Source organism: Catenulispora subtropica, assembly GCF_039531675.1.
Lineage (GTDB): Bacteria > Actinomycetota > Actinomycetes > Streptomycetales > Catenulisporaceae > Catenulispora > Catenulispora subtropica.
In genome coordinates this window covers 46,264-70,122 of record NZ_BAAAQM010000041.1, presented here as the reverse complement: position 1 = coordinate 70,122, position 23,859 = coordinate 46,264, and the positions used below count along the sequence as shown (strand labels likewise).

General features: G+C 72.6%; 20 protein-coding genes. 5 read left to right on the top strand and 15 right to left on the bottom strand.

Annotated elements, in window-relative coordinates:
- Positions 1-39 precede the first annotated feature (39 nt).
- Positions 40-2,124 carry a S8 family serine peptidase gene (locus ABD466_RS29740; protein WP_344660513.1) on the bottom strand — a complete coding sequence of 695 codons (2,085 nt, stop codon included), beginning with the start codon at positions 2,122-2,124 and terminating at the stop codon, positions 40-42.
- Between the two features lie 35 nt (positions 2,125-2,159).
- Positions 2,160-3,023, bottom strand: coding sequence for a hypothetical protein (locus ABD466_RS29735; protein WP_344660512.1), 864 nt, complete (start codon positions 3,021-3,023; stop codon positions 2,160-2,162).
- A gap of 110 nt (positions 3,024-3,133) precedes the next feature.
- Here ABD466_RS29735 and ABD466_RS29730 point away from each other — a divergent pair, with 110 nt between their 5' ends.
- The 4 genes from ABD466_RS29730 to ABD466_RS29715 all read left to right on the top strand — a co-directional run bounded on the left by ABD466_RS29730 (position 3,134) and on the right by ABD466_RS29715 (position 6,888).
- Positions 3,134-4,357, top strand: a complete 1,224-nt coding sequence (locus ABD466_RS29730) for an amino acid deaminase/aldolase (RefSeq protein ID WP_344660511.1) — start codon at positions 3,134-3,136, stop codon at positions 4,355-4,357.
- Positions 4,354-4,926: a P-loop nucleotide/nucleoside kinase family protein gene (locus ABD466_RS29725; RefSeq protein ID WP_344660510.1), complete on the top strand. Its 573-nt coding sequence runs from the start codon at positions 4,354-4,356 to the stop codon at positions 4,924-4,926. The genes ABD466_RS29730 and ABD466_RS29725 overlap by 4 nt, the downstream gene beginning before the upstream one ends.
- 152 nt (positions 4,927-5,078) lie before the next feature.
- Positions 5,079-5,612: a SigE family RNA polymerase sigma factor gene (locus ABD466_RS29720; RefSeq protein WP_344660509.1), complete on the top strand. Its 534-nt coding sequence runs from the start codon at positions 5,079-5,081 to the stop codon at positions 5,610-5,612.
- Between the two features lie 7 nt (positions 5,613-5,619).
- A complete protein-coding gene (locus ABD466_RS29715) occupies positions 5,620-6,888 on the top strand; it encodes a hypothetical protein (protein ID WP_344660508.1) in 1,269 nt (422 codons plus the stop codon).
- Between the two features lie 168 nt (positions 6,889-7,056).
- On the opposite strand, the gene ABD466_RS29710 is transcribed toward ABD466_RS29715, so the two are convergent.
- The gene (locus ABD466_RS29710; RefSeq protein WP_344660507.1) at positions 7,057-8,040 is read right to left on the bottom strand and encodes an ArsR/SmtB family transcription factor; all 984 of its coding nucleotides are present in this window, start codon (positions 8,038-8,040) and stop codon (positions 7,057-7,059) included.
- Positions 8,041-8,099: 59 nt separating this feature from the next.
- On the opposite strand from ABD466_RS29710, the gene ABD466_RS29705 reads away from it, so the two are divergent.
- Positions 8,100-9,356, top strand: a complete 1,257-nt coding sequence (locus ABD466_RS29705; protein WP_344660506.1) for an MFS transporter — start codon at positions 8,100-8,102, stop codon at positions 9,354-9,356.
- Here ABD466_RS29705 and ABD466_RS29700 read toward each other — a convergent pair.
- From ABD466_RS29700 to ABD466_RS29645, 12 genes are all read right to left on the bottom strand, one after another.
- Entirely contained in the window at positions 9,283-9,822 is a 540-nt protein-coding gene (locus ABD466_RS29700; RefSeq protein ID WP_344660505.1) for a hypothetical protein, read from the bottom strand. The two genes, ABD466_RS29705 and ABD466_RS29700, sit on opposite strands and share 74 nt — an antisense overlap.
- An 11-nt stretch (positions 9,823-9,833) precedes the next feature.
- Positions 9,834-10,529 (bottom strand): class I SAM-dependent methyltransferase, encoded by a 696-nt coding sequence (locus ABD466_RS29695; protein ID WP_344660504.1) that lies wholly within the window; start codon positions 10,527-10,529, stop codon positions 9,834-9,836.
- Between the two features lie 9 nt (positions 10,530-10,538).
- Positions 10,539-11,540 (bottom strand): phosphatase domain-containing protein, encoded by a 1,002-nt coding sequence (locus ABD466_RS29690; protein ID WP_344660503.1) that lies wholly within the window; start codon positions 11,538-11,540, stop codon positions 10,539-10,541.
- Positions 11,541-11,553: 13 nt separating this feature from the next.
- Entirely contained in the window at positions 11,554-12,783 is a 1,230-nt protein-coding gene (locus ABD466_RS29685) for an RNA ligase (RefSeq protein WP_344660502.1), read from the bottom strand.
- Positions 12,776-13,861: an RNA ligase (ATP) gene (locus tag ABD466_RS29680; RefSeq protein WP_344660501.1), complete on the bottom strand. Its 1,086-nt coding sequence runs from the start codon at positions 13,859-13,861 to the stop codon at positions 12,776-12,778. Before ABD466_RS29680 ends, ABD466_RS29685 begins: the two co-directional genes overlap by 8 nt.
- Before the next feature lie 102 nt (positions 13,862-13,963).
- Positions 13,964-14,773, bottom strand: a complete 810-nt coding sequence (locus ABD466_RS29675; protein WP_344660500.1) for a GNAT family N-acetyltransferase — start codon at positions 14,771-14,773, stop codon at positions 13,964-13,966.
- A gap of 62 nt (positions 14,774-14,835) precedes the next feature.
- On the bottom strand, positions 14,836-15,318 hold the full coding sequence (locus tag ABD466_RS29670; RefSeq protein WP_344660499.1) for a GNAT family N-acetyltransferase: 483 nt from the start codon (positions 15,316-15,318) through the stop codon (positions 14,836-14,838).
- Positions 15,319-15,332: 14 nt separating this feature from the next.
- Positions 15,333-17,903, bottom strand: a complete 2,571-nt coding sequence (locus ABD466_RS29665; RefSeq protein WP_344660498.1) for a polynucleotide kinase-phosphatase — start codon at positions 17,901-17,903, stop codon at positions 15,333-15,335.
- A complete protein-coding gene (locus ABD466_RS29660) occupies positions 17,896-19,572 on the bottom strand; it encodes a 3' terminal RNA ribose 2'-O-methyltransferase Hen1 (protein ID WP_344660497.1) in 1,677 nt (558 codons plus the stop codon). Before ABD466_RS29660 ends, ABD466_RS29665 begins: the two co-directional genes overlap by 8 nt.
- A 52-nt stretch (positions 19,573-19,624) precedes the next feature.
- Entirely contained in the window at positions 19,625-20,182 is a 558-nt protein-coding gene (locus ABD466_RS29655) for an RNA 2'-phosphotransferase (RefSeq protein ID WP_344660496.1), read from the bottom strand.
- A gap of 233 nt (positions 20,183-20,415) precedes the next feature.
- Complete coding sequence (locus ABD466_RS29650; RefSeq protein WP_344660495.1) at positions 20,416-22,608, bottom strand: bifunctional polysaccharide deacetylase/glycosyltransferase family 2 protein; 2,193 nt, start codon at positions 22,606-22,608, stop codon at positions 20,416-20,418.
- Between the two features lie 309 nt (positions 22,609-22,917).
- Positions 22,918-23,709 carry a hypothetical protein gene (locus tag ABD466_RS29645; protein WP_344660494.1) on the bottom strand — a complete coding sequence of 264 codons (792 nt, stop codon included), beginning with the start codon at positions 23,707-23,709 and terminating at the stop codon, positions 22,918-22,920.
- Between the last annotated feature and the right edge of the window lie 150 nt (positions 23,710-23,859).

Here is a 23,859-nt window from a genome sequence, read left to right as displayed (position 1 = left end):
CCCCGTTTTCAGCTCCCGAGGAAGCGGCCGCGTCGCGTTCTACGCCGGGCTCGCGCCGTCTTCGCCTGCGTTCCCCTCGGCCTCGGCCTTCTCCAGCACGGCCGCGAAGGCCCGCACCGCCGCCGGCTCAACCTCCAGGAACGACGGCAGCCCGAGGTCGACGAGCACGATCTCCGCGCCCTCCGCCTTCGCCGCCGCGCAGGCCCGCGGGAACGGCACCGGCATGGGCCGTGCCTCCGCGTTCCAGGCCGCGAGGGCCGCCACCGATGTGAAGACCGGCATGGCGCGCGTGCCGTCCGGCGCGACCAGTGTCACCAGGGCCATGTCGCTGTTCTTGTCCCGCCGCAGGTTCCTTCCCTGCTCGTCCTCGACCTCCTCGGCCTCGCCGAGCACCGCCACGATCGGCGCCAGCACCCGCGCGTTGAGCAGGTAGCCGTAGGCGTGCTCGACGGCTGCCTCCCCGCGCCCCTGCGCCTCCAGGACGGCCAGCAGGGCGGGATCCGCGGTGCCGTTGTCGTCGGGGAAGGCGGAGGGGGCGATGGTGCGTCCGGCGAAGTCGGTCATGGAGTCGACTGTAGTCGGGGCCGGCGGGTCCGCTTGCGCGGGTGCGTCAGCCTGCGCGGGCGGGCCGGCGGACTCGGTCGGCTCGGTGGACTCGGTCGGTGCGGTCGGCTCGGTCGGCGCGATGTCAGCCGTCTGCCAGCTAGGTGTATTAGTCGACAAGGCGATAGTTGACGCCGATCCCACGCTGGGAAAGGCGCCAGCCCATCCGGCGCCGACCGGTCGGACGGGTCCGACGGGTCCCATCGGTCCCATCGGTCCTGGCCCGGCCAGCCCGACCATCCCGCCGCCGCCCGTCGTCATGGCGGCGGCAGCCCGGGCTTCCCGGGCTTTCCTCCGTCCCCGAACCACCATCCATCCGGCGAGCAGCAGCGAACCGGTGCCCGCGATCGCGGCGTCGGCGATCCCGCGCTCCCGCCGGCTCAGCCCACCGAGCTGCTGGTCCGCGACCGTCTCGGGTCCGTAGCCGAAGTACTTCGGCCCCTTGTACGCCCCGGGGGTCGGCGTCGCCGGCTCGCCCGCGACGCCCGCGGCCGCCTTCAGGGCGGCGACCGGGTCGACGATGCCGTTGCCGAACTGGTCGTCGTGGCCGAGGGCCGGGCGGTGGGAGGCGGTGTCCTTGACGATCTGCGCGACCTGCAACGGGCTCAGGGCGGGGTTGGCCGAGCGGATCAGGGCCACCACGCCCGCGACGTACGCGCAGGCCGGGCTCGTGCCGCTGCCGACCAGGGTGTCGGTGCCGATCAGCGGGCCGAACTCGTCGTAGGCGCCGGTTCCCGCGTCGTCGACCGGCAGCGCCTGCGGGATGTCCACGCCCGGTGCGGCGACCGCGACGTCCCAGCCGGTTGAGGAGAACGACGCGCGCTTGCCGAAGCGGTCCACGGCCGCGACGCCGATGACCCCGCGCTCACCGGCCGGGTACTCGGTGACGTCCCTCGCCGGGTCCCGGCCGCCGTTGCCCGCCGCGACCACCACGGACACGCCGTGCGCGAGCGCGTAGCGGACCGCGTCGGCCTCGTGCGTGGTGTCGCTGTCCGCGCCCTCGACGGTGCCGCCGAGCGACATGCTGATCACCTGTGCGCCGTGGTCGACGGCGTAGCGGATGCCTTCGGAGATGGGTGTGTGCGACAGCTCCAGCAGTCCGCGGTCCGGGCTCTCGTCGTCCCGGATCACCCGCACCGAGAGGATCTTCGCCTCCGGCGCCACGCCCATCACGCCCGCGCCGTTGCCGGGTCCGTGGCCGTGCCCGGCGATCACGGACGCCATCCCGGTCCCGTGCACGCCCCACTGCGCGTCGCCCGGCTTCTCCTTGCCCCCGACCAGGTCCGGGCCGGTCGTGACCTGCCCGGTGAGGTCGGCGCGGGTCCCGACGACGCCGGTGTCCAGCACCGCGACCGTGACCCCGGCGCCCTTGGTGGTCTTCCAAGCCTGCGGCAGGTTCAGGAACCCGATCGGCCACTGCGCGTCGCGCACCGCGTCGGCGTGCGCGGCCGGAGCCGCGACGACCACCGGGAGCACGGAGGCGGCCGCCAAGGCCGCGATCCGACGCAGAATCCCCTGCACAGAGGTCCTCCCCGTTTCCCGCTCCGGAGCGGCGTTCACTGCTTCTTCCCGGCCTCGTCGAACTGCGCGGCGAAGCTCTGCGACAGCCCCAATGCCGCCTGCACCGGCGGCGAGTCGGCATTCAGCGATTTGACGGTCCCCACCCGCAGTTGCCCGTCCATGGTGCCGGGGCGGCCGTCGGCGAACGCCGAGACCACGTACACCAGGTAGGAGCCGTCGAGGGAGGACTGGGAGTTCCAAACCGTGCGCTGCTGGTCGGTCCACGTGGCCGCCGCCGTCCCCGGCACCGGGAACACGTCCGGCATCAGCTCCGGCCGCCTGGAGTCCCGGTCCGGAGTCCAGTTCCGCCACACCTTCTCCCGGTCCTCGGCGCTGCCGTCGATGACCACGATCCCGACCGTCGCGAAGACGGTCTGCGTGATGTCGGTGTACGTCGCCCGCAAAACCTTCACACACTTCGTCTCCGGCGCGGCCTCGGCCAGGTCGGTGACGAAGTCCTTGGGCAGCACCTCGCACCCGGCGGCGCCGGCGACGCCCAGCCGCACGTACTGGCTGCCGATCGCGACCGTCGCCGGGAACAGCTGCTCCACCGGCTTCGTCCGCCACAGTGCCCGCATCGCCTGATCCTGCAGCTGCGATGACGACACCACCGCCGGCTTCGCCGCACCGGACGGGCTCGGGCCCGAGCCCGTCGCCACCACCGCGGCCGCCGCCAGCGCCCCGCCGGCCACCAGCGTGGCCGCCGTCCCGAGCCGATAACGCTTGGCCATCCGGGGGCGCTCGGTCACCCCGCCCCCGACCTGGACCGATCCCAGACCGGCCGCACCGTCCCCCGCCCAAGCCGCCGCAGGCCCGGGCACGTCTGCCGACGCGGACTGCGCGCTCTCCTCCGCGTCCACCTCAACACCCCTATTCAGAACCGAACGCGGAGAACAGTAGCCGCCCGCCCTCCCCCACGTAACCTCACCTCCCCTACCGCCTCCCCGCTCGCGTGTGCGAGGCTGATCCCATGCCCCCCACCCCGCCCGGCCCCGAATCGGACCGCCGCCGTCTCGACACCGCGACCGCCGATCTCGAGCCGCCGTTCGCCGCCGTCGACCTGGACGCGTTCCACGCCAACGCGGCGGACCTGACCCGGCGCGCGGCCGGCAAGCAGATCCGGGTGGCGAGCAAGTCGGTCCGCTGCCGGGCGCTGCTGGAGGAAGTCCTCGCGCTGCCCGGGTATCAGGGCATCCTGGGCTACACGCTCCCGGAGGCCCTGTGGCTGGCCGGCTGCGGCTTCGACGACATCGTGGTCGCGTACCCGAGCACCGACCGCGCCGCCTACGCGCAGCTGGCCGGGGACGAGACGGCGCTGGCGGCCGTCACGGTCATGGTCGACAGCGTCGACCACCTGGACCTGATCGAGAAGGCGATCGCCGCCGCGCCCGACGGCCCCGGCGCCCCGATCCGGGTGTGCATCGACATCGACGCGGCCTTCCACGCCGCCGGCGGCCGCATCCGCATCGGCGCGCGCCGCTCGCCGCTGCACACCCCGGCCCAGGTGGCGGCCATGGCGCGGGAAGTGGTGCGGCGGGACACGTTCCACCTGGCGGGGCTGATGGCCTACGAATCGCAGATCGCCGGCGTCGGCGACGCCCCTCCCGGACGGCCGCTGCGCGGCGCCGCGATCCGGGCGATGCAGAGCCGCTCGGCCCGGGAGCTGGCGACGCGGCGCGCGGCGATCGTGGACGCGGTCCGGGCGCTGGCCCCGCTGGAGTTCGTCAACGGCGGCGGCACGGGCAGCATCGAGCGCACGACCGCCGAGGACGCGGTGACCGAGATCGCCGCGGGCTCCGGTCTGTACCAGCCGTGGCTGTTCGACTCCTACCGCTCCTTCCGCGGCCGGCCCGCGGCGTTGTTCGCGCTGCCGGTGGTGCGGCGTCCGGGACCGGAGGTCGCGACGGCGCTGGGCGGCGGCTACCCGGCCTCCGGCGCGGCCGGGAAGGACCGCCTGCCGCAGCCGTACCTGCCGCCGGGGCTGTCCTACGACCCGAACGAGGCGGCCGGCGAGGTGCAGACGCCGCTGCTGGGCAAGGTGGCCGCGACGCTGCGGGTCGGCGACCGGGTGTGGTTCCGGCACACGAAGGCCGGCGAGCTGTGCGAACGATTCGACACGCTGCACCTGATAGCGGGCGACGAGGTGGTCCGCTCCGTCCCGACCTACCGGGGCGAGGGTAAAACCTTCTTGTGACCTCAAGCGACGACGCGAGCGCGGCAGAGCCCTTCCATCGCAGGATCGTGATGATCTCCGGTGCGCCCGGAGTCGGCAAGACCACGATCGCGCGGCCGCTGGCCAGGGCGCTGGGGCTGCCGCTGTTCGCGAAGGACGGTATCAAGGAGCGGATGCACGACGTACTCGCCGAGAACGGCCCGGTGGACCTCACGTGGTCGCGGCGGCTGGGCGCGGCGTCGATGGAGCTGCTCTGGCTGCTGGCCGCGGACGCGCCGGGCTGCGTGCTGGAGGCGAACTTCTGGCACGGCCATGAGCAGCAGAACGCGTCTCTGCGGGAGCTGAGCACCGGCGGGACGTTGGTGGAGGTGTACTGCACCGCGCCGCACGAGGAAATCATCCGGCGGTTCCGCGCGCGGCAGGCTTCCGGCGAGCGGCACGCGGTGCATCCCGATCACGAGTTCACGCCCGACTACTGGGACCGGAACTTCGGCAAGCCGATCGGGATCGGTCAGGTCGTCGAGCTCGACACATCGGTGCCGGTGGACGTCGCCGGCCTGGCCGCCACCGTCCGGGCGCTCCTGGCTTGACCTTGACGTGACGGTCACGCTCGGGGAGCAGGTGGTGGCCGAAGGGCTGGCCGAGACGAGAGCCGGCCCGCACCCCCGAAATAGGCTGGCGGTTGCATTTTTCTTTGGAGAAGGGCTAGAACCCTGAGCCCGCTTACTCCGGTTGTATCTGCGTGAGATCTCTCAGGAAAGGCACCAGCCCGGAGCTCCAAGAGGAGTTCAGGGCCTTCGTCACGGGAAGCCAGGGCCACCTGAGGCGCTCGGCCTACGTGCTGTGCGGTGACTGGCACCTCGCCGAGGACCTGGTTCAGACCGCGTACCAGCGGATCTTCCGGTCGTGGCACCGGGTGCGGATGATCGACATGCCCGATGCCTACGCGCGGCGTGTGGTCTACCGCTGCTTCCTCGACAGCCGCAAGTGGCAGCGCGAGGCGGCGTCGCTGGAGGCGCTGGTCGACCGGCCGGCCGTGGAGGTCGACACCGCGGCGCGGCTGACGATCCTGGCCGCGCTGGCCGCGCTGGCGCCGCGTACGCGTGCCGTCGTCGCTCTTCGCTACTGGGAGGACCAGAGCGTCGAACAGACCGCGGCCGCGCTCGGAATCAGCGCGGGCACGGTCAAGAGCATGTCCGCTCGCGGGCTGGCGCAGCTGCGCGAGCGGCTGGGCGACTTCGCAGCCCTGCTTCCCGACTCCGTAGAAAACAAGTGAGGCAGCAGTGGAATCAGAGAATTCGGACCTGGTGGTCCATGCCGTGATCGGCCGGCTCTTCGAGGAGCCGGAGCCGACGCACCGCGCGGATCTGGCCGACGGCGCGATCGCGCAGGGGATGGCGGCCAACCGGCGGCGCGGGTTCGCCGTGGCCGGGGCGACCCTGAGCGTGCTGGCGGTGGTCGCCGGGGCGGCGACGGTGGCCGGCGGCCGCGGCGGGGGGAGTTGGTCGCTCGGAACGGAGTCGGCGAACGTCTCGCCGCAGTCATACGAGGATGCCGGTCCCACGTACGCCGACCGGCAGCGGGAGATCGCGGAGCAGCTGCCGGGGGTGCTCGGCCCGTTGTTGCCGGCCGGGATGACGGTGCGCCGCGATCCGCAGATCGGCAACGATTCGAAGTCGTTCCTGACCGGCGACTTCTCGCCCGCTTTCGCGGTGGAGTCGGGGGGGACCGAGTATGTCCTGCAGATCATCGGCGGCGAGAGCGGGGCCGCCGAAGCGTTCGCCAAGGCCTCGGTGAAACCGGTCGCCGTGACCGGTGGCTCGATCCGGATGACGGTGCCGTCCGGCGACAGCACCAAGGGCCCGGTCTATTACGAGTTCACGCCCACCGACGCCGCTGCGCCGCCGGTCCGCTTCGCCGTCTTCGGCTTCCGTACGCCCACGCCCTTCGATTCCTCGCCCATCGACGCGACAGCCTTCAAGAAGATGGTGGAGGCGCCGGGATTCGCGAAGCTCCGGCAGCTTCTGGACCCGTCGGCCAAGGCCTCGGCCGCCGCGGTCCGGAAGCGGTACACCATCGAGGCGAAGATCAACGCCGAGGCCGGGACCGTGCTGCCACCGGGATTCCGGCTGAAGCTCAGTCCGGGGGCGCCCGGTGAGCTCGAACTCGTCGGTCCCGATGGGGTGAACGCCTTCCAGTGGCACAGCCTCACCGGGGCTGAGGACCAGATCAAGTGCCCGGCCGAAGCGCTGTGTTTCGTCCCCTCCGACGGTCCCGGCTTCCAGAAGATGGGCCCGGACGGCAAAGCCCGGCTCGGCGTGTATGCGGGATGGGTCGGGAAGTCCACCGACTCGTCGGTCACGCTTTCCGTCTTCGGCAAGCCGCAGACGTTCACCTCGATGACGTTCCCGGACGTGCTGGAAATCGGCAAGCCCGTCGAGACCGCCCCGCAGGGTCCGGGCCTGACGCCGCAGGAGGCGCGGGCGATCATCGAGGCGCCGGGGCTGCCGAAGGTGATCGCGGACGTGCAGAAGCTGGTCGCTCTGACCTGAGCGGCTGATCACCCGTAGAGCCACAGATCCGGCAGTGAACACCGATCCGGCCGGCCGTCCCGAAGGAGGGCCGGCCGGATCCAGGTAGGGCGCGCAGGTGCTGCGCCGGGCCTCAGGAATTGTGAGGCCCTTCGACGCGGCGGCGCGGGCGGCCGTCGAGGTCGTGGCTCAGGTCTCGGGCGGCCTCGACGCGCCTTCGACCAGCACGTCGCCGCCCGCCGTGCGGTAGTAGAGCACGGACTTGCCCGAGCGGCGGCGGCGGACGAGGCCGGCGTCGAGCAGGATCCGGAGGTGGCGGCCGACCGAGCCGAGCGTCTGGTCCGTCAGCGCGACCAGCTGCGTGGTGCTCTTCGGCGCGTCGAGCAGGACCAGGATCAGCGCGCGGTTCGTTCCGAGCAACCGGGCGAGGGGTTCGGGCAGGGTCGTCTCGTCGACGTCGGCCAGGACGCCCGAGCAGGGGTAGACGATCGCGTAGCGCGGCGTGTCGTCCCAGGCCACCCAGCCGCGGGCCGGGGTGACCGGAGCGAAGTACAGGCGGGCGCCGGCGGTCTGTCTCGGCGGGAAGTCGTGGACGTTGATCTGCAGACGTCCGTCGCCGAGCCATCGCATCCCCGGCCGCATGTCGTTCAGCGCCGCCGCCCAGCCGGTGCGGCTCAGCTGCGCGGTACGGGAGATGACGTCCGCTTCCATGATCCGGCGGCGGCGCTCCCAGGTCGGCGCCACCGTCGCGGTCCACACCCGGGCCAGGACGTCCGCGAGCCGCCCGGCGATGTCGGCGTCCTCGAGCAGCTCCGGCAGCGGTCCGCCGGAGGACACGACGAGGTTCGCGCGCGCCCGGTCCGCGGGCGTCTCCCGGGTACGCCGAAGCTCCTGCTCGAAGCTCGGCGCGTCCTCGAACGGCACCGGGGTGAGCAGATCGGCGATCCAGTGCGTGCGCAGTCCCATCGCCGCGTCGAGCAGCGGCCCGGTCAGGGGGTCGGCCGCGACCATGGCCTGGAAGGCGGGACGGTGCGCGTCGAGCCAGACCCGCTCGGCGGGGTGGGCCGTCGTGCCCCGGTACAGGGTGTGCAGGCAGGCCAGCGTCTCGGCCAGCGGCGACACGACGAACCGCCCGCTGGCCAGCGTGTCCGTGTCAACCTGCCAGAACCCCATCGTTTCGCCTCCATGCGAAACAGTAACGGTCCCGCGGCACCCGGGCCGAGACTTCGGGCATGCGAACGTATCGACAGCTCTTCGCGGTGCCGGAGTTCGGATCCCTCTTCTTCATGAGCCTGGCGCAGGTCGCCGGGCAGACCGTCAGCGGCCTGGCGCTCGGCACCCTGATCTTCGCCGCGACCGGCTCGCCGCTGCTGTCCGCGCTCAGCATGTTCGGCCCCAGCCTCGCGCAGGTCGTCGGCGCGACCGCGCTCATGTCGGCCGCGGACCGCCTCGCGCCGCGCGCGGCGCTGTCCGGGCTCGCCCTCATGTTCGCGCTCGCCACCGCCGCGCAGGCGGTTCCCGGGCTCCCGGTCGCCGCCGCCTTCGGCATCCTGGTGGTGATCGGGACGCTGGCCTCCGTCGGCGGCGGGGTGCGCTACGGTCTGCTCAACGAGATCGTCCCCAAGGACGGCTACCTGCTCGGCCGCTCGGTCCTGAACATGTCCACCGGCCTGATGCAGATCTCCGGCTACGGCCTCGGCGGCCTGCTGGTCACGGCCCTGACGCCGCGCGCCACGCTGCTGGTCGGCGCGGGCCTGTACCTCGCCGCCGCCCTCACGGCCCGCCTGGGCCTGAGCCGCCGGCCGCCGCGCGCAGCCGGGCGAGCGTCGATCCGGCAGACGTGGCGCAACAACGCGGTCCTGTGGTCCTCGGTGCAGCGCCGTTACGTGTTCCTCGCACTGTGGGTTCCCAATGGCCTGATAGTCGGCTGCGAGTCCCTGTTCGTCGCCTACTCACCGCGGCACGCCGGCGTCCTGTTCGCCTTCGCCGCCTTCGGCATGCTGCTCGGCGACATCACGGCCGGGCGCTTCCTCCCAGCGCGCTGGCGAGCGGTCCTCGGGCCGCCGCTGCGTCTGCTGCTCGCAGCCCCCTACCTCGCGTTCGCCGTGCACCCGTCGCTCCCGCTGGCGGCCGCGACCGTCATGATCGCCTCGGTCGGCTTCGCCGCCAGCCTGCTGCTGCAGGAGAGCCTCATGGCCCTGACACCCGACGAGCTGAGCGGGCAGGCGCTCGGCCTGCACTCCTCGGGGATGCTGACGATGCAGGGCGTCGGCGCGGCGACCGCGGGCGTCATCGCCCAGTGGTCCTCGCCGGCCGCGGCGATGACGGTGATGGCCGTGCTGTCCGTGGTGGTGACGCTGTTCCTGGCGCCCGGGTTGCGGCCCGCGCGGTTGGCCTCCGGCCTGCGCGGCTCCCTTACAGACACATCCAGCAGTACAGCCGCTCCCCGCGCTCAGCCGCACCTCGTGCCAGCTCCCCCAGCGCCGTGAGCAGTCGCACGATCGGCTCCAGGTCCGGGGTGGGGGATCCCGGGAGCGCGGACTCCTCCGCCCAGGCCTGCGCCGCCGTTGTGAGCTCCGGCCCGGTCGCCGCCGCCAACGCCGCGCTCGTCGCGTCGCTGATCGGCAGCACGAGGCACTCGCCCTCGTCCCGTATCGCGACCGGCTCCGCCTCCCGCGCCATGAGCGCGTCGCCGGAGACCCCCGTCAGCGACTCCTCGATCGCCCCCAGGTCGACGACGGGATCGAAGTTCTTCGCCGACACCGAGGGGAACCCGTACTCCGAGACCCTGACCTGGGGCTTGAAGAACTCCATCGCACCGTCGTGACCGTACTCGGCCTGCAGCCGGGCGAACGGCATCGGCAGCTGGAACTTCCCCGGGCCGCCGACCATGTCGATCGCCTCGGCGGCCGCCGCGTCGTCGGCAGCTGAGAAATAGTCGAAGAGGACTCCCATGCGGCGCGACGCTAGTCGGCCGCACCGACAACGCCGGCCTTCACAGCCCACAACCGCGCGTGCCACCGTTGCGACCCGGGCACCTGCTCCTCCTGCCGCGCGGTGATCCGGAGCCCCGCCGCCTCGATCAGGCCCGCGACCTGATCGACCGGCAGCAGATGCGACTCGTACGACACCGGATGCCCATAGGCCTCCGTCTTCGCGACCCGCTCCCCCGTCCCGGCGTGGGAACCCCACAACAGCCGTCCGCCCGGTGCCAGCACCCGACACACCTCCGTGAACGCCTCCGCCACGAGCCCGGCCGGCATGTGGTGCGTCGAGTACCACGTCAGCACCCCGCCGAGCGAAGCGTCGGCGAGCGCCAGCCGAGTCATCGACCCGACATGGAAGCGCAGGTCAGGGTACTTCGACTCGGCCACCGCGATCATCCCCGGCGACAGATCGACCCCGAACACCGGCCCACCGCGGCCGGCCAGGAACGCCGTCACGTGTCCCGGCCCGCAGCCCAGATCGGCGATCGGGCCGAGTCCGTCCCCGCGCACCCGGTCGGCGAAATCGGCGAGCACCTTGTGGTCTTCCGACAACGCGTCGAACGCCGTCGCCGCCAACTCCGCATAATCGGCGGCGACGGTGTCGTACGAGGCGCGGATCGCGGCCAGGCCGATCGCGTCCGCGCCCGCTTCCGCGTCCCCGTACTCGTCCTTCATCGCTTGGCCTCAGAAGTCCCCGTAGTCGACCTGCCAGCAGGCCAGCCCCATCCGCCGCCACAGCGCCACCACGCGCGACCGGTCGTCCAGGACGACCCGGACCGCGAACCGGTGCCGCACGTGCGCGTCGAACAGCTCGCTCTTCACGACGTCGTCCGCCCGCTGGTCCCCGGCCTTGCGCATCCACAGCTCGTCGTACGCGACCCCGTTCGCGGCCAGCCAGCGCTCCGTGCCCTCGCGCACGTCCTCGCCCCGGCCCGACATCAGGATGATGCGGTCCCCGCGCGCGGCGAACGCGGTCAGCGCGTCGGCGGTGGCGACGATCAGCTCGTCGGTCTCCACCTTCGCCCAGTCGTACGGCCCCCGGTTCTTGTTGTCAGCGAGCGTGCCGTCGATGTCGCACAGCACGGCGGCCGGCAGCGCCGGGTCCGCCACGTAGGTCCGCGCCGGCAGGACCTCGTTCAGCTGGGCCTCGCTCAGTTTCCAGCCCGAGGCCTTCGTCGAGGCCAGCCGCAGCGCCATCGAGCGGATGTGCTCCTCCCCCACCGGGTTCGGGCGCAGCGCGTCGCGGCGGACGCACTCCTCGACGTCCACGTCCGTCAGGTCGTGCACCCGGAACTCCGCCCGCCCGCCGAGCAGCTGCTTGAGCCGCTTGGGGATCCGCGACACCAGGTGCGTGTTGTCCACGACCACGTCGAACCCGGACTCGACCGCGGCCAGCACCGTCGCGTCCTGCACCGCCAGCACCGTCTCCTCGTGCGCGCGCCCGAGCCGCTTGGAGCCGTCGTTGTCGTCCAGCATCCGGCGCAGGTCGTCCAGGCTGACCCGGCGCATCCGGCCCTGCGAGGCGGCCATCAGCTCCCGCGCCCGCGTCGACTTGCCCGACGCGGGCAGGCCGCGCATCAGGTGCACCACCGGCTTGCCGGCCGGCACGCCGGGCCCGGTGGGCACCGGCGCCTCGAAACCGCCCGGGACGTCGTCGGTGTAGTCCTCGTCCCGCAGGTCCTGCATCACAGCCCCACCCTCAGTTCTCGTCGTCGTCCCGGAACGCCTCCACGGCCTCCGGCTTCACCGCGCGCCACACGTGCATCGCGATCGGCCGGCCGTCCAGCAGCAGGAACATCCCGGACCGCACGAAGCCGTCGAAGTCCTTCGCGGCGCGCGCGTACGCGCCGCGGTCCCCCGCCAGGTGCGCCAGCGACCCGTGCGCGCCCTCGATCTTCGCAGTCAGCTCGGCGGCGCGCGCCGTCAGGTCGTCGCAGACCCCGCGCACCCAGGCGTCGTACTCGTCGGGCACGTCCTCCAGCAGCGGCGCCATCGGCCCTCCGGGGATGCGCCGCATCCCGACGACCTCGTTGGTCTGCACCCCGATCGCCTGGGCGATCTGCACGTCGGTGGCCTCCGGATGGCGCTGCACCGCCAGCGCCCGCCAGATGTGCTTGGGCGTGACGCTGGTCAGCCGGTAGTGCAGGGAGACGTAGCCGGTCAGCTTGGTCTTGGTCCGGACGCCGGAGGCGAAGCGGACGACCCAGCCCTCGGCGTCGGTGCCGGTGGCGTCGGCGCCGTCGAGATGCTGGTTCTTCTCCGCCAGCGCCGCGATCACGCCGAAGGTGTCGGACCAGTCGTAGGTGCGCACGACGCTGCCGACGCCCTGCCACGCCGCGGCGGCCTCGCGCAGCGGCAGCTCGGTGCCGTCGGCCCGGAACGCGGCCAGCAGCACCAGGTCGCGGCGGTCGCCGTAGTTCACGACGATGCGGTTCTCGGGGTAGACGATCTCGGCGAGGTAGGTCACCGAGGGGTCCAGCCCTGCGGTGTCGGCCTTGTCGAGGTAGCGCTGCGCCCACGCGGCCTGGTCGGAGATGAACGAGCCCTTCGACGCCGCCCGCCAGGCGCCGTCGTAGTGGAAGACGATCCCGAGGGAGCCGTCGACCTTGTCGTAGACCTCGAACGGCTCGTCGGGCAGCGGCGGGGCGTAGTCGAACTTGCCGTGCTGGCCGTGGTTGAAGAACTTCGGCAGGCACCAGGCCGCCACGCGGCCGGTCGTGTCGTCCACGACCAGGCCGCGGGTGCGGACGGTGACCGGCGTCCAGTATTGGTCGTACTGGCAGGTGCGGCTGTAGGAGTAGATCGACAGCGGCAGGGCCGGGTGCGCGCGGCGCGTGACCCGCTCGTCCGCGATCTCGCGGGCCAGCTCGTCCGGATCCAGGACGTCGGACAGCAGCGGGCGCTCCCCCGCGGTCACCTGGTCACTCATACTCGGTCCCCCCACTCCTCGTCACGTACTCGGCCGACACGATCTTGCCGATCGTGCGGCTTCCCACCACGTCGTTGCGGTGCTCCTTCCGGGCCCGCACGACGATGCCCTCCCGGATGTGCGCCCCGGTGCCGCTGACGGTCTCCTCGCCGGAGGCCAGAGCCAGCAGCAGCGCCTCATCGTAAGGGCCCTCGTACAGGACCGGGACCCGGGGTATCTCCAGATCGGCGACGGCGGCCAGCGCCTCGGTCAGCTCCGGGGCGTCCAGCCAGCGCACGACGCCGTCGACGTCGACGCAGACGTCGAAGACGGCGTAGCCGGGCTTGTCCTGGGCGTCGGCCCCGTAGGCCAGGTCCTGGACGCCCTTGCCGTAGACCTCTCCGTAGATGCCGACGCGCCGCGCGCCGTAGGACTCGGCGATCCGGACGGCGGCCTCGGGCAGCCGGTAGCCGTGGACGGCGCGCCAGTACAGGTTCCGGTCGGCCTCGGCCAGTGCCAGGTATTTGGCTCCGAAGCCCTTGGACGTCACCAGGCTCTCGCCGGTCTCGGCCAGGTACGTGTACAGGCAGCAGGTCCCGTGCACCTTCTCGGTGGCGGACACCGGTTCTCCGGGTTCGAAGATGCCGGGGTAGCGGGCGATGTTCTCGATGTCGGTCCACGGCAGCAGGTCGGCTGCCGAGACCACGTCGCCGGACATGCTCACCGGCACCGGCGGCACCCACTTGACGATGCCCAGCCGCTCGGCGAAGTCCTCCCCGTCGCGGTGGGCGGCGGCCAGGTCGACGTCGGCGAGGGCCTTCGGCAGGCAGACGATGCCCTGCGACAGCTCGCCGCGCAGGCGGATGGCCTTGACGCGGTCCTTGGCCGGTCCGGCCAGGCGGCCGGTGAGCCCGAGCTCGTCGATCAGATCCGGCGGCAGCACGGCCTGTTCGGGGACGTATATCGCGTGGTCACCGGTCCGATAGGCGCCCTTGGCGACGACGGCCCGGTAGAGGCCGACCTGCGCCAGCTCCAACGCGTCGGCGTCGGGGTGGACGTGGATCGTCAGCGGCTCGGCGGTGACACGCAGGGTGGACATGGCCTTCCTCGTCTTCGTGAGTCGTGAGGTGGTCCGGAGACAGACCTCCACGACCGTAGAGGCAGGCTTCAGAAGACGGCGATCGATTTTTGCGCGGCGGGATCAGGACCCGCCGAGCTTGACGGTGCGGTAGTCCTGGACTTCGCGGTAGCCGAGGCGCTGGTAAAGGGCGTTGCTGGTGGGGTTGGCCAGATCGGTGAACAGGACGGCCTCGTTGCCGGCATCCTGGGCGCGACGGCTGATCGCCATGGTGACGCCGCCGGCGTAGCCGCGGCCGCGCAGTGTCGGCGGGGTGTAGACGGGGCCGACCCGCACCATGCCGCCGACGGACGGGGTCGCACCGGCCATGGAGACCGGGACGCCGTCGACCTCCCAGAGCACCATGCCGCCGTGTTCCATGCGGTCGTCGACGAGGCGGGCCGAGGCGGCGGCGGGTTCGTCCGCCTCGTCGGCGAACGCGGCGAACCAGTCGAGCAGCACGGCGCGGTCGGCCGGGCCGGCGAGCCGCGCGGCGCCTTCGGGCATCGGCTGTGGCGGGGTGAGGTCCGTCAGGCGGTAGAGCCGGTGGCGGGCGGTGACCTCGGCGGCGCGGCCGGGCGCCGCGGCGACCCAGGTGTCGGAGAACGCCGTGACGACGTCGGAGGCACCGTCGACGGCGGTCACCTCCGGCAGCTCCGCGACCAAGGCTTCAGCGGCGTGCGGCGGCATGCCGGAGAGCAGCGCCGGGTGCGGTGGCGTACGCAGGAACACGCCCTGGACCCGCTCGCCGGCGGGCTGGTACCAGCCGAACCGCGGAGCGCCGGTGCCGAAGATGTCGACGCCGCTTCGCCGAAGAGTCGCCGTGACGCTCAGCAGCACGGTGTTGCGCACGGGATCGGCGAGGAGGAAGCTCCAGGCCGCGTCTTCAAACACTTCTACGTCAGCTGTCGCGTGCCAGGCCATGCCCCACCGTAACGCGGAACTTGATCGCGGAACTAGATCTCCTTGCGCATGGTCATGGACGCGACGTCGTAGCCGAGGCGGCGGTACAGCCCGATCGCCGCCTCGTTGTCGCCGACGACGTTCAGGCCCAGCGCGGTCTTGCCCTCCTGCGCGATGAGCACCTCGACGGCGGTGAGGATCGCGGAGCCGTAGCCACGGCGCCGGAACTGTTCGAACACGTTGACGTCGTACAGCCAGGCCGCGGCCGCGGTGGAGGCGGCCTTGCCGGGGTCCGGGCCGACCCACGCGTTGCCGACCGCCGCGCCGGCGGCGTTCTCCGCCGTCAGCAGGTGGTGGCCGGAGGTGTCGAGGCCGTCGGGCAGGAACCTCGCGGTTCCCGCCCGGACCCGCTCCCAGGCGAGCTCCTCGGGCATCAGTCTCCCGAGGGCCCGCACCGACTCCAGCTCGCGGTGCTCGGTCGCGGCCCGGTACTCCGCCGCCGTCATCTTCCGCAAGGTCACCTGCTGCGCTGTCATGCTGGTAACGGTACCTACAGCCGGGGGTCCACCGGTTCGGACTCCAGCGCCAGCACCGCGAACACCGCCTCGTGCACCCGCCACAGGGGCTCGCCGCCCACGAACCGCTCCAGCGACTCCAGCCCGAGCGCGTACTCCCGGCTCGCCAGCGACCGCTTGCGTCCCAGACCGCGCCGCCGCAGCCGCTCGAGGTTCTCCGGCTCCAGGTATTCGGGGCCGTAGATGATCCGCAGGTACTCCGGGCCGCGGCACTTCACGCCGGGCTGCACCGGGCCGCGGGGGCCGGGGGTGAAGCCGTGCAGCGGCTTGACCACCATGCCCTCGCCGCCGGCCGCGGTCATCGTCTGCCACCAGGCCGTCGCGTCGGCCACCGAAGTCTCGTCGTCGAGGTCGACGACGCGGCGCCCGGTCCGGGTGAAGAAGTCCGGGTCGGCGGCGACCAGGCGGTCGGCCAGCTCGAGGTGCCAGGCGTTGTCCTTGCCGACGGCGTGGTTCCCGCCCTGCGACGCCAGGATCTGGAACGGTGCCAGCCGCAGTCCCTCCAGGCCGTCGACCGGCCAGCAGTAGCGGCCGTAGGCGGTGGTGAAGGCGAGGGCGCCGGCCAGCCGGCGTTCCTGCCGCGCGGCGAGCTCGCCGACGTCCAGACCGCGCGCCGCCGCGGCGGACAGCACGGAGGTCGCCGCGGCCAGCGATGCGCGCGCCGCGGCGCCGACGGCCGCGTACTGGTCCCGCAGCAGTCCCATCGCCTTGGCGGACCAGGGCAGGAGTTCGCAGTCCAGGAGCAGCCAGTCCGTTCCCAGCTCCGCCCACAGGTCTGCGGTGTCGGCGGCCGACCGGACCCGTGCCAGCACCGCCTCCACCCGCTCGGGCCGGTCGAAGAACGGACGCCCGGTGCGGGTGTAGACGGCGCCGGTGCTTCCGTCGTCGACGCCGAAGCGGTTCCGGGCGGCGTCCAGGTCGCGGGCGAGGATGACCACGGCGCGTGAGCCCATGTGCTTCTCCTCGCACAGCAGTTCCCTGACGCCCTCATCCCGGTAGGCCTGGAACGCCTCAGCCGGGTGCTCCAGGAACCCGGGCAGCGTCGAGGTCCCGCACGGCGCCATCGTGGGCGGCAGGTACACCAGCCAGCGCGGGTCCACCGCGAACCGGCTCATCACCTCCAGCGCGGCGGCGGCGTTCTCCTCCTGCACCGTGACCCGTCCCAGGTGCCGGGCCTCCACGGTGCGGCGGCCCAGGACGTCGTCCAGGTCCAGCACGCCGGGGTCGCGGCGCACCACGCCGGCGGCCGAGGCGAACGTGGCGGCCTCCAGCGGACGCACGGGCTCGTACCAGACCTGTTCGGCCGGCACCGAGACCGGCTCGCGCTCGGGGTAGCGCAGAGCGCTGAGCCGGCCGCCGAACACGACGCCGGTGTCCAGGCACAGGGTGTTGTTGACCCACTCCAGGTCCAGGACGGGGGTGTGGCCGTAGAGCACCGTGGCCTGGCCGCGGTAGTCGTGGGCCCACGGGTAGCGCACCGGCAGGCCGAACTCGTCGGTCTCGCCGGTGGTCTCCCCGTACATCGCGAACGAGCGCACCCGGCCCGAGGCGCGGCCGTGGAACTCCTCCTTCAGGCCGGCGTGCGCCACGACCAGCTTGCCGCCGTCCAGCACGTAGTGGCTGATCAGGCCGTCGCAGAAGGCGCGGACCCGCTTGCGGAAGTCCTCGTCCTCGGCGCCGAGCTGCTCCAGCGACTCGGCCAGGCCGTGCGCGACCTTGACGTTGCGGCCGTCCAGCGCGCGGACCAGCTTGTTCTCGTGGTTGCCGGTGACGCACAGCGCGTGCCCGGCCTCCACCATGCCCATCGCCAGCCTCAGCACGCCCGGGGTGTCGGGGCCGCGGTCGACGAGGTCCCCGACGAACACGGCGGTGCGGCCGTCGGGGTGCGCGGCGTCCACCGGGCGGCCGAGGTCGTCGCGGACCAGGGCGTAACCGAGCGTGGTCAACAGCGTTTCGAGCTCCGAGCGGCAGCCGTGGACGTCGCCGATGACGTCGAACGGGCCGGTGAGGTCGCGCTTGTCGTTGTAGGCCTTCTCGTACGCGATGACGGCTTCGTCGACCTCTTCGACGCCGCGCAGCACGTGGACCTTGCGGAAGCCCTCACGGGCCAGACCGCGCAGGCCGTTGCGGAGCTCGCGGCGCTGGCGGGAGATCACGCGGGCGGGCAGGTCGGCGCGGTCGGCGCGCGCCGCGTTGCGGTCGACGCAGACCCGCTCGGGCACGTCCAGGACGATCGCGACCGGCAGCACGTCGTGCTCGCGCGCCACGCGGACCAGCGCCTCGCGGGCCTTGGCCTGCACGTTGGTGGCGTCGACGACGGTCAGCAGGCCGCGGCGCAGACGGATGCCGACGATGTGGTGCAGCAGCGCGAACGCGTCGGGGGTGGCCGCCTGGTCGTTCTCGTCGTCGGCGACGATGCCGCGGCAGGCGTCGGAGGACACGACCGCGGTGGAGCGGAAGTGCTTGTGGGCGAAGGTGGACTTGCCGGAGCCGCTGGTGCCGATCAGGACGACAAGCGACAGCTCCGGGACGGCCAGCTCAGACATCGGCCGTGACCTCCTTCTCAGCCCCGGTCGGGTTCTCCGTGGGGTTCTCGGTCGTGCTCTCGTTTCCAGCTACGGTGAACAGCGCCAGCTGCGTCGACGGGCCGAGCTCGGGGTCCTGCTCGCCGACCGGCTTGAAGCGGACGGCGTAGCCGTGCTCGGCGGCGACGCGCTCGGCCCAGGTGCGGAACTCGGCCCGGGTCCACTCGAAGCGGTGGTCGCCGTGGCGGAACCGCCCGGCCTCGAGGGTCTCGTAGCGGACGTTGAACTCGACGTTCGGCGTGGTGACCACCACCGCGCGGGGGTGCGCCGCCCGGAACACGGCGTGCTCCAGCGCGGCCAGGCGGTGCGGGTCGACGTGCTCGACGACCTCCATGAGCACGGCGGCGTCGTAGCCGGCCAGCCGGGCGTCGGTGTAGGTCAGGGCGCCCTGGCGCAGGGTCAGGCGCGCCCTGACGCGGTCGGGCAGCCGGGCCACGCGCAGCTTGCGGGCGGCCGTCTGCAGCGCCCGGGCCGAGACGTCGACGCCGACGATGTCGGTGAAGGCGCGGTCCTTGAGCAGGTCGCGGATCAGCGCGCCCTCGCCGCAGCCGAGGTCCAGGACGCGGGCGGCCCCGACCTCGTGGAGGCTGGCGACGACGGCTGCGCGGCGGGCGATGGCGAGGGACTGCTTGCGTTCCTTCGGCCCGCTCGACCCGCTCGGCTCGTTCGCCCCGCTCAACCTGCTCAACCCGCTCGGATCGCTCAACCCGCTCGGCTCATTCAGCCCGTTCGGCTCGCTCGGCTCCGAGGCGGGTCCGGGCACCGCGGCTTCCTCCTCCGCCTCGAACCCGACCGCGTTGTCCAGCGCCTCCGGCTCCACGTCGTCGACCTCTGCCAGGCGGGCCAGAGCCTCGCGGACCAGCGGCTGGCGGCGGGCCAGGTAGCGGCGGGCGATCATGCCGCGCAGAGGGTGGCTGCCGAGCCAGCCGCCGCCGACGCGGACCAGTTTGTCGACCTCGTCGCTGGCGACCCAGTAGTGCTTGGCACCGTCGAGCGCGGCGAGCAGGACGAACAGGTGCGACAAGGCGTCGGACAGGCGGAGGGTGCCGGTCAGGGTCAGGCTCAGGTAGCGGGAGGCGCCCCAGTCCGGGAAGGCGGGGTCCAGCGGGACCCGTTCAGCGATGACGGTCCAGCCCAGCGGTTCGAACAGCGCCTTCGCCAGCTCCGGTTCCCGGGCGTTGGATTCAGCGCGTTGGGATTCAGCGCGTTGGGATTCAGCGCGTTGGGATTCAGCGCAAATCAGGGCCGGAACTTCGATGCGCAGCGGCAGCGGGGTGGCGGCCAGTTCGGGGCGCTGGTCGCAGCGGCCGCGCAGGGCCGTGCGGAACACGTGGCCCAGGGCCGAGGCCAGCAGGGAGGAGGCCGCGTAGGGCCGGTCGTTGACGTACTGCGCGAGCGCGAAGTCCGGCGTGTTCGGGCCCTTGCCGCGGACCAGGGCGACCGGGTCCACTTCGAGCAGCAGGGCGACGGTGCACTCCCGCGGGTCGGCCGCCGGATAGAAGACGTGGGCCTTGCCGTAGGTCACGTCGAAGACCTGGACCCGCTCCGGGTTCTTGTGGAGCAGGTAGCCCAGGTCGGTGGCCGGCCAGTCGGCGCCGGGCGGCGGCGTCGCGGTGATCGTCAGGAGCATTGCACGATGTTCGCCGAGCGGCAGCGGCCCGGCAAACAGATATCACGTGGGGTCACGGACGGATCGGGACGTCGCTGAGATACGCCGGAGGCACGGCTTCGGTCAGCCACACGCCGTTCCCGGTCACGAAGAACACGTGCCCGTCGGCGTGCATGCGCGCCGCCGCCACGGCCAGAACCGCCGGCTTCCCGTGCCGGCTGCCGACCTTCACGGCGGTCTCGGTGTCCGGGGACAGGTGCACGGCGTGCCGTGCCATCGGCAGCAGCCCGTCGCGGCGGATCACGGCCAGCGAGCCCTGGCCGGTGCCGTGGAACAGCACCTCGGGCGGGGCCGCCGGCTCGTAGCCCAGGTCCACCGGCACCGAGTGCCCCTGCCGGGCCCGGATCAGCGACCCGGTGTCGTCGAACTCGAAGCGCCGTTTGTTGTTCTCGGCCACGACCTGTTCCAGCTGGTCGCGGCTGAACGCGCGGCCGTGCGCGGCCGCCTGCGCCAGCAGGTCGTCGACCAGCACCCAGCCGGCCTCGTCCATCGCCAGGCCGATCGCTTCGGGGTTGTGGCGCAGCCAGTTCGACATCCGCTTCGACAAGCGGACCAGTTCCTTCTCATTCATCTTGGCGCCCAAGGTCCCGCAGCCGGGAGGCTGATCGCAAGGGACTTTCGGGCGCCGGGCCGCGTGATGGGCGGCCGGGAGCCGGAAATACGGCGGATATAAGCATTCGGCTCCGGGCCCCGTCGGGAATGGGCGACGGGGTTCCGGAGCCGAACGCTGTACGAGATGCCACCTTCTCGCCGACATATAGGCGTCACAGCCCGCTCTGGCGTTACACCCCTCGGCGAAAGACGCTAAATACGCTGCTGACCTGCGGCGGGAGTGCCGAACGAGCCGTAACGCTGCATCCGCTGCCAGCGCAGCCGGGTGCCCACGACCGCCGTGACCAACGAGTGGATCACCACCAGGTACATCAGTTGGCGGTAGACCACTTGTTGCAGCGGCAGCGTCCACAGGGCGGTCGGGCGCTCCTTGTCGAGGCGGAACGCGTACAGCGCGATCAGGACCTGCACCGCCAGGAACGCCAGCCACACCGCGCCGACCCGGGCGGCGTCGTTGAACAGGAGTCCGTATATGGCGAACACGTCCACCACCGGGGCCAGCAACGGCATCAGGACCTGGAACAGCAGCATGTAGGTCAGGCCGCGGCGGCCCAGTTTGCCCTCGCTGCCGCGCCGCAGGACGCTGCCGCGGTGCTTCCACATGGCCTGCAGCGTGCCGTAGCACCAGCGGTAGCGCTGCCGCCAGAACTGCCGCAGCGACGACGGGGCCTCGGTCCAGGCGATGGCCCGTTCCTCGTAGACCGCGCGCCAGCCGTCGCGGATGACGGCCATGGTCAGGTCCGTGTCCTCGGCGAGGGTGTCGTCACTGACGCCGCCGACCCGGGCCAGCGCCTCGCGGCGGAACGCGCCGACCGCGCCGGGCACCGTCGGCATGCAGCCGGCCAGGTCGTACATGCGGCGCTCGAGGTTGAAGCCGACGACGTACTCGATGTGCTGCCAGCGCCCCAGGATGCCCTTGCGGTTGCCGACCTTGGCGTTGCCCGACACGGCGCCGACCGAGGGGTCGGCGAACGGCTGGACCAGCCAGGCGATGGTCTCGGGCTCGAAGACGGTGTCGCCGTCCATCATCACCAGCAGGTCGCCGCGCGCGGCGGCGGCGCCGGTGTTGAGGGCGGCCGGCTTGCCGCCGTTGGCCTGCCTGATCAGCCGCAGCGGCGGCTCGCCCGGCCGGCGGTGCCGGATGAGGTCCTCGACGACCGCGGACGTGCCGTCGGTCGACCCGTCGTCGACCACGATGATCTCGATCGGGTGACGGCTGGCCGACAGCGACTCCACGGTCGCGCGGATCCCGGCCTCCTCGTTGTACGCGGGGACGATCACCGACACCGGACGGCGCACCGGCGGCCCCCACGGCCGCGCCCGCCGCTTCTTGTGGCGGCGGGCGGCGAACAGCAGGACGACGACGCGGATCCCGCCGACCACGCCGGAGGCGAGCACGGCCCATCCGATCCAGCGCACGGCGGCCACCGAGACCTGGACAGCGGCGATCAGGGCCGCGCCCTTCCACCGGGCGGTGCTGCCGGCCGGCGCCAGCGGCGAGGGCGCGCCGACGGCTCCGCTGACGGTGTCGAAGGTGTACCCGCGGGCCTGCAACGCCGGGATGAGCTGGTCCAGGGCGGCGACGGTCTCGGACCGGTCGCCGCCTCCGTCGTGCATCATCAGGACGAACCCGGGCGGCGGAGCGGCCGCGGCGCCCTTCGGGTTCTTCTGGTCCTTCGGGTCGTGCCCGTTCTCGGCGCCCGAAGCCGGCGCCGCCGGTATCGAGGCGTCGAGGATCTTCTGCACGCCCTCGCGCCGCCAGTCCTCGCTGTCGCGGTCGGTGAGCACCACGAGGTAGCCGTGCTTGCCCGCGTCCTGGACGGCCCCCCAGTCCAACCGGTCCAGCGCGTCAGGCTCGGAGGAGTACGGCGGGCGCAGCAAGGGGGTCGAGATGCCGGCCGCGCCCGCGATCACCGACTGCGTCTGCGAGAACTCCAGGTTCCGGCGCCAGTCCGGGGCGGTGCCGAGGTCGTCGTGGGTGAACGTGTGGATGCCGACCTGGCTGCCCGAGGCCACCTCGTCGTGGACGATGCCCGGGTTCTGCGCCACATGCGCCCCGATCACGAAGAACGTGGCGGGCACGTGGTACTTGGCCAGCACCGCGAGCACCTGGGGTGTCCACCGCGGGTCGGGGCCGTCGTCGAAGGTCAGGGCGACCTTGCCGGGCTGCGCGGACAGGGAGCGCTCGGCCCCGGAGCGGGTGTCGACGACCGGCCCGCCCTGGGAGACCGACGGCGGCACGCCCGCGGCGCCCAGCGGGGTGTGCGGACCACCTCCGCCCTCCGCGCCGACCTGGTGGTCGAGCACGCCGCCGAGCAGCAGCATCGACGCCAGGACCAGCATCATGGCGCCCATCAGGAGCCAGTGGCTGCGCGGGTTGCGCATCTTGACGCCGCGATGCCGCACCGGGGGTTGGCGCGGCGGGCGGCTCGGCCCGCGCGGCGGGCGGCCGGGGCTGCGCGGCTGCGGCGCGGACCCGGGGCGTGAGTGCGGCCGGGCGGACGGGCCGGAATCGTGGTTGCGAGAAGGTGGGGTCGGCATCTCGTGGGGGGTGTCGGGGAGCAGGGGGACGGTTCGCTCGTCAGCTCCGGAACGGGGAGCCGAAGCTGGGGGCGGCAGCTAGAAACGGGTTCTGGCGACTGGAGCTGATAACGGGGACGGCTCGTCGGCGCGCATCAGGCCTCATCCACCGACTCAGCCGGTCGGTCCCGGCGACGACTTGCGCCCGTGCCCGGGCGTCGGGTTGCCGTGACTGGTCGAGGTCGACGAGACCGGGCCGCTCGTCGGCGCCGAGGTGGGGGTCGGAGGCGGAGCCGCTGTACCGGTCGCCGTGGGCTGCGGAGCGGAAGACGTACCCGGACCCGGCTTCGCAGCGGTCGAACTGGGGTGCGCCTCCGGCTTGCGCTCGGAGGTGCTGCCGCTGGGCCGGCCCGCGGAATGGTCGGTCGCGCCCGGCTTCCCGGAGGTCTCCGCGCCGTTCTGGGCGACCGAGGTCGACGCCGGCGCGGGATCCTTCTCCGCCGGCATCCCGGGCACCGGCAGCAGCGCCTTCGGCGGGATCGGCCCGCCGGCGAAGCTCACCGCGAGCAGACCGGCGTATCCGGCCACGACGGCGATCGCCGCCAGCGACGCCCGGCGGGCGAGCTTGCGCCGCCGCCCGGAGGCGTCCACGAAGATCGGGCCCGCCGGCGCGGTCTCCAGTCCGGGGTCGGCGTCGGCGTCGTCCCAGGCGGGCTCGGCTCCCGTTTCGGGGTCGGTGACCGCGTACGGGTCCGCGTACGGGTCCGCGTACGAATCCGGAGCCGACTTGCCGCCCTCTGGGGCGCTCCTCATCCCGGTTCTCAGCTCCGAGGCCGGGGAGCGGCCGTTCATATCGGCGAGGTAGTCGAGGTCGTCAGCGAGCACGCCCAGATCGGCCGGGCCGTGCGGACGGGGACGCGGTATCGGATGCGTCGGCGGCCGCTGCCGTCCCGTCGGAGTCTGCACTGTTCCTGGTAGTCCTTCACCGTGGGCTGACGGTTGTGCCCCGCCGGGGAAAACGGCGGGGCCCAACCCGGAGGACCGGCCGGCAGGGATGGGTACGGCCGGGCTCGCATGCCGCGATCCCTCTTGTGGGAAGAGGCGTTCGGACCCGCG

Coding starts and splice junctions, on each gene's coding strand:
- ABD466_RS29730 (WP_344660511.1), top strand. CDS start 3,134: ATGCCCCCCACCCCGCCCGGCCCCGAATCGGACCGCCGCCGTCTCGAC.
- ABD466_RS29710 (WP_344660507.1), bottom strand. CDS start 8,040: ATGGGGTTCTGGCAGGTTGACACGGACACGCTGGCCAGCGGGCGGTTC.
- ABD466_RS29705 (WP_344660506.1), top strand. CDS start 8,100: ATGCGAACGTATCGACAGCTCTTCGCGGTGCCGGAGTTCGGATCCCTC.
- ABD466_RS29700 (WP_344660505.1), bottom strand. CDS start 9,822: ATGGGAGTCCTCTTCGACTATTTCTCAGCTGCCGACGACGCGGCGGCC.
- ABD466_RS29695 (WP_344660504.1), bottom strand. CDS start 10,529: ATGAAGGACGAGTACGGGGACGCGGAAGCGGGCGCGGACGCGATCGGC.
- ABD466_RS29690 (WP_344660503.1), bottom strand. CDS start 11,540: ATGCAGGACCTGCGGGACGAGGACTACACCGACGACGTCCCGGGCGGT.
- ABD466_RS29685 (WP_344660502.1), bottom strand. CDS start 12,783: ATGAGTGACCAGGTGACCGCGGGGGAGCGCCCGCTGCTGTCCGACGTC.
- ABD466_RS29680 (WP_344660501.1), bottom strand. CDS start 13,861: ATGTCCACCCTGCGTGTCACCGCCGAGCCGCTGACGATCCACGTCCAC.
- ABD466_RS29670 (WP_344660499.1), bottom strand. CDS start 15,318: ATGACAGCGCAGCAGGTGACCTTGCGGAAGATGACGGCGGCGGAGTAC.
- ABD466_RS29665 (WP_344660498.1), bottom strand. CDS start 17,903: ATGTCTGAGCTGGCCGTCCCGGAGCTGTCGCTTGTCGTCCTGATCGGC.
- ABD466_RS29660 (WP_344660497.1), bottom strand. CDS start 19,572: ATGCTCCTGACGATCACCGCGACGCCGCCGCCCGGCGCCGACTGGCCG.
- ABD466_RS29655 (WP_344660496.1), bottom strand. CDS start 20,182: ATGAATGAGAAGGAACTGGTCCGCTTGTCGAAGCGGATGTCGAACTGG.
- ABD466_RS29650 (WP_344660495.1), bottom strand. CDS start 22,608: ATGCGCAACCCGCGCAGCCACTGGCTCCTGATGGGCGCCATGATGCTG.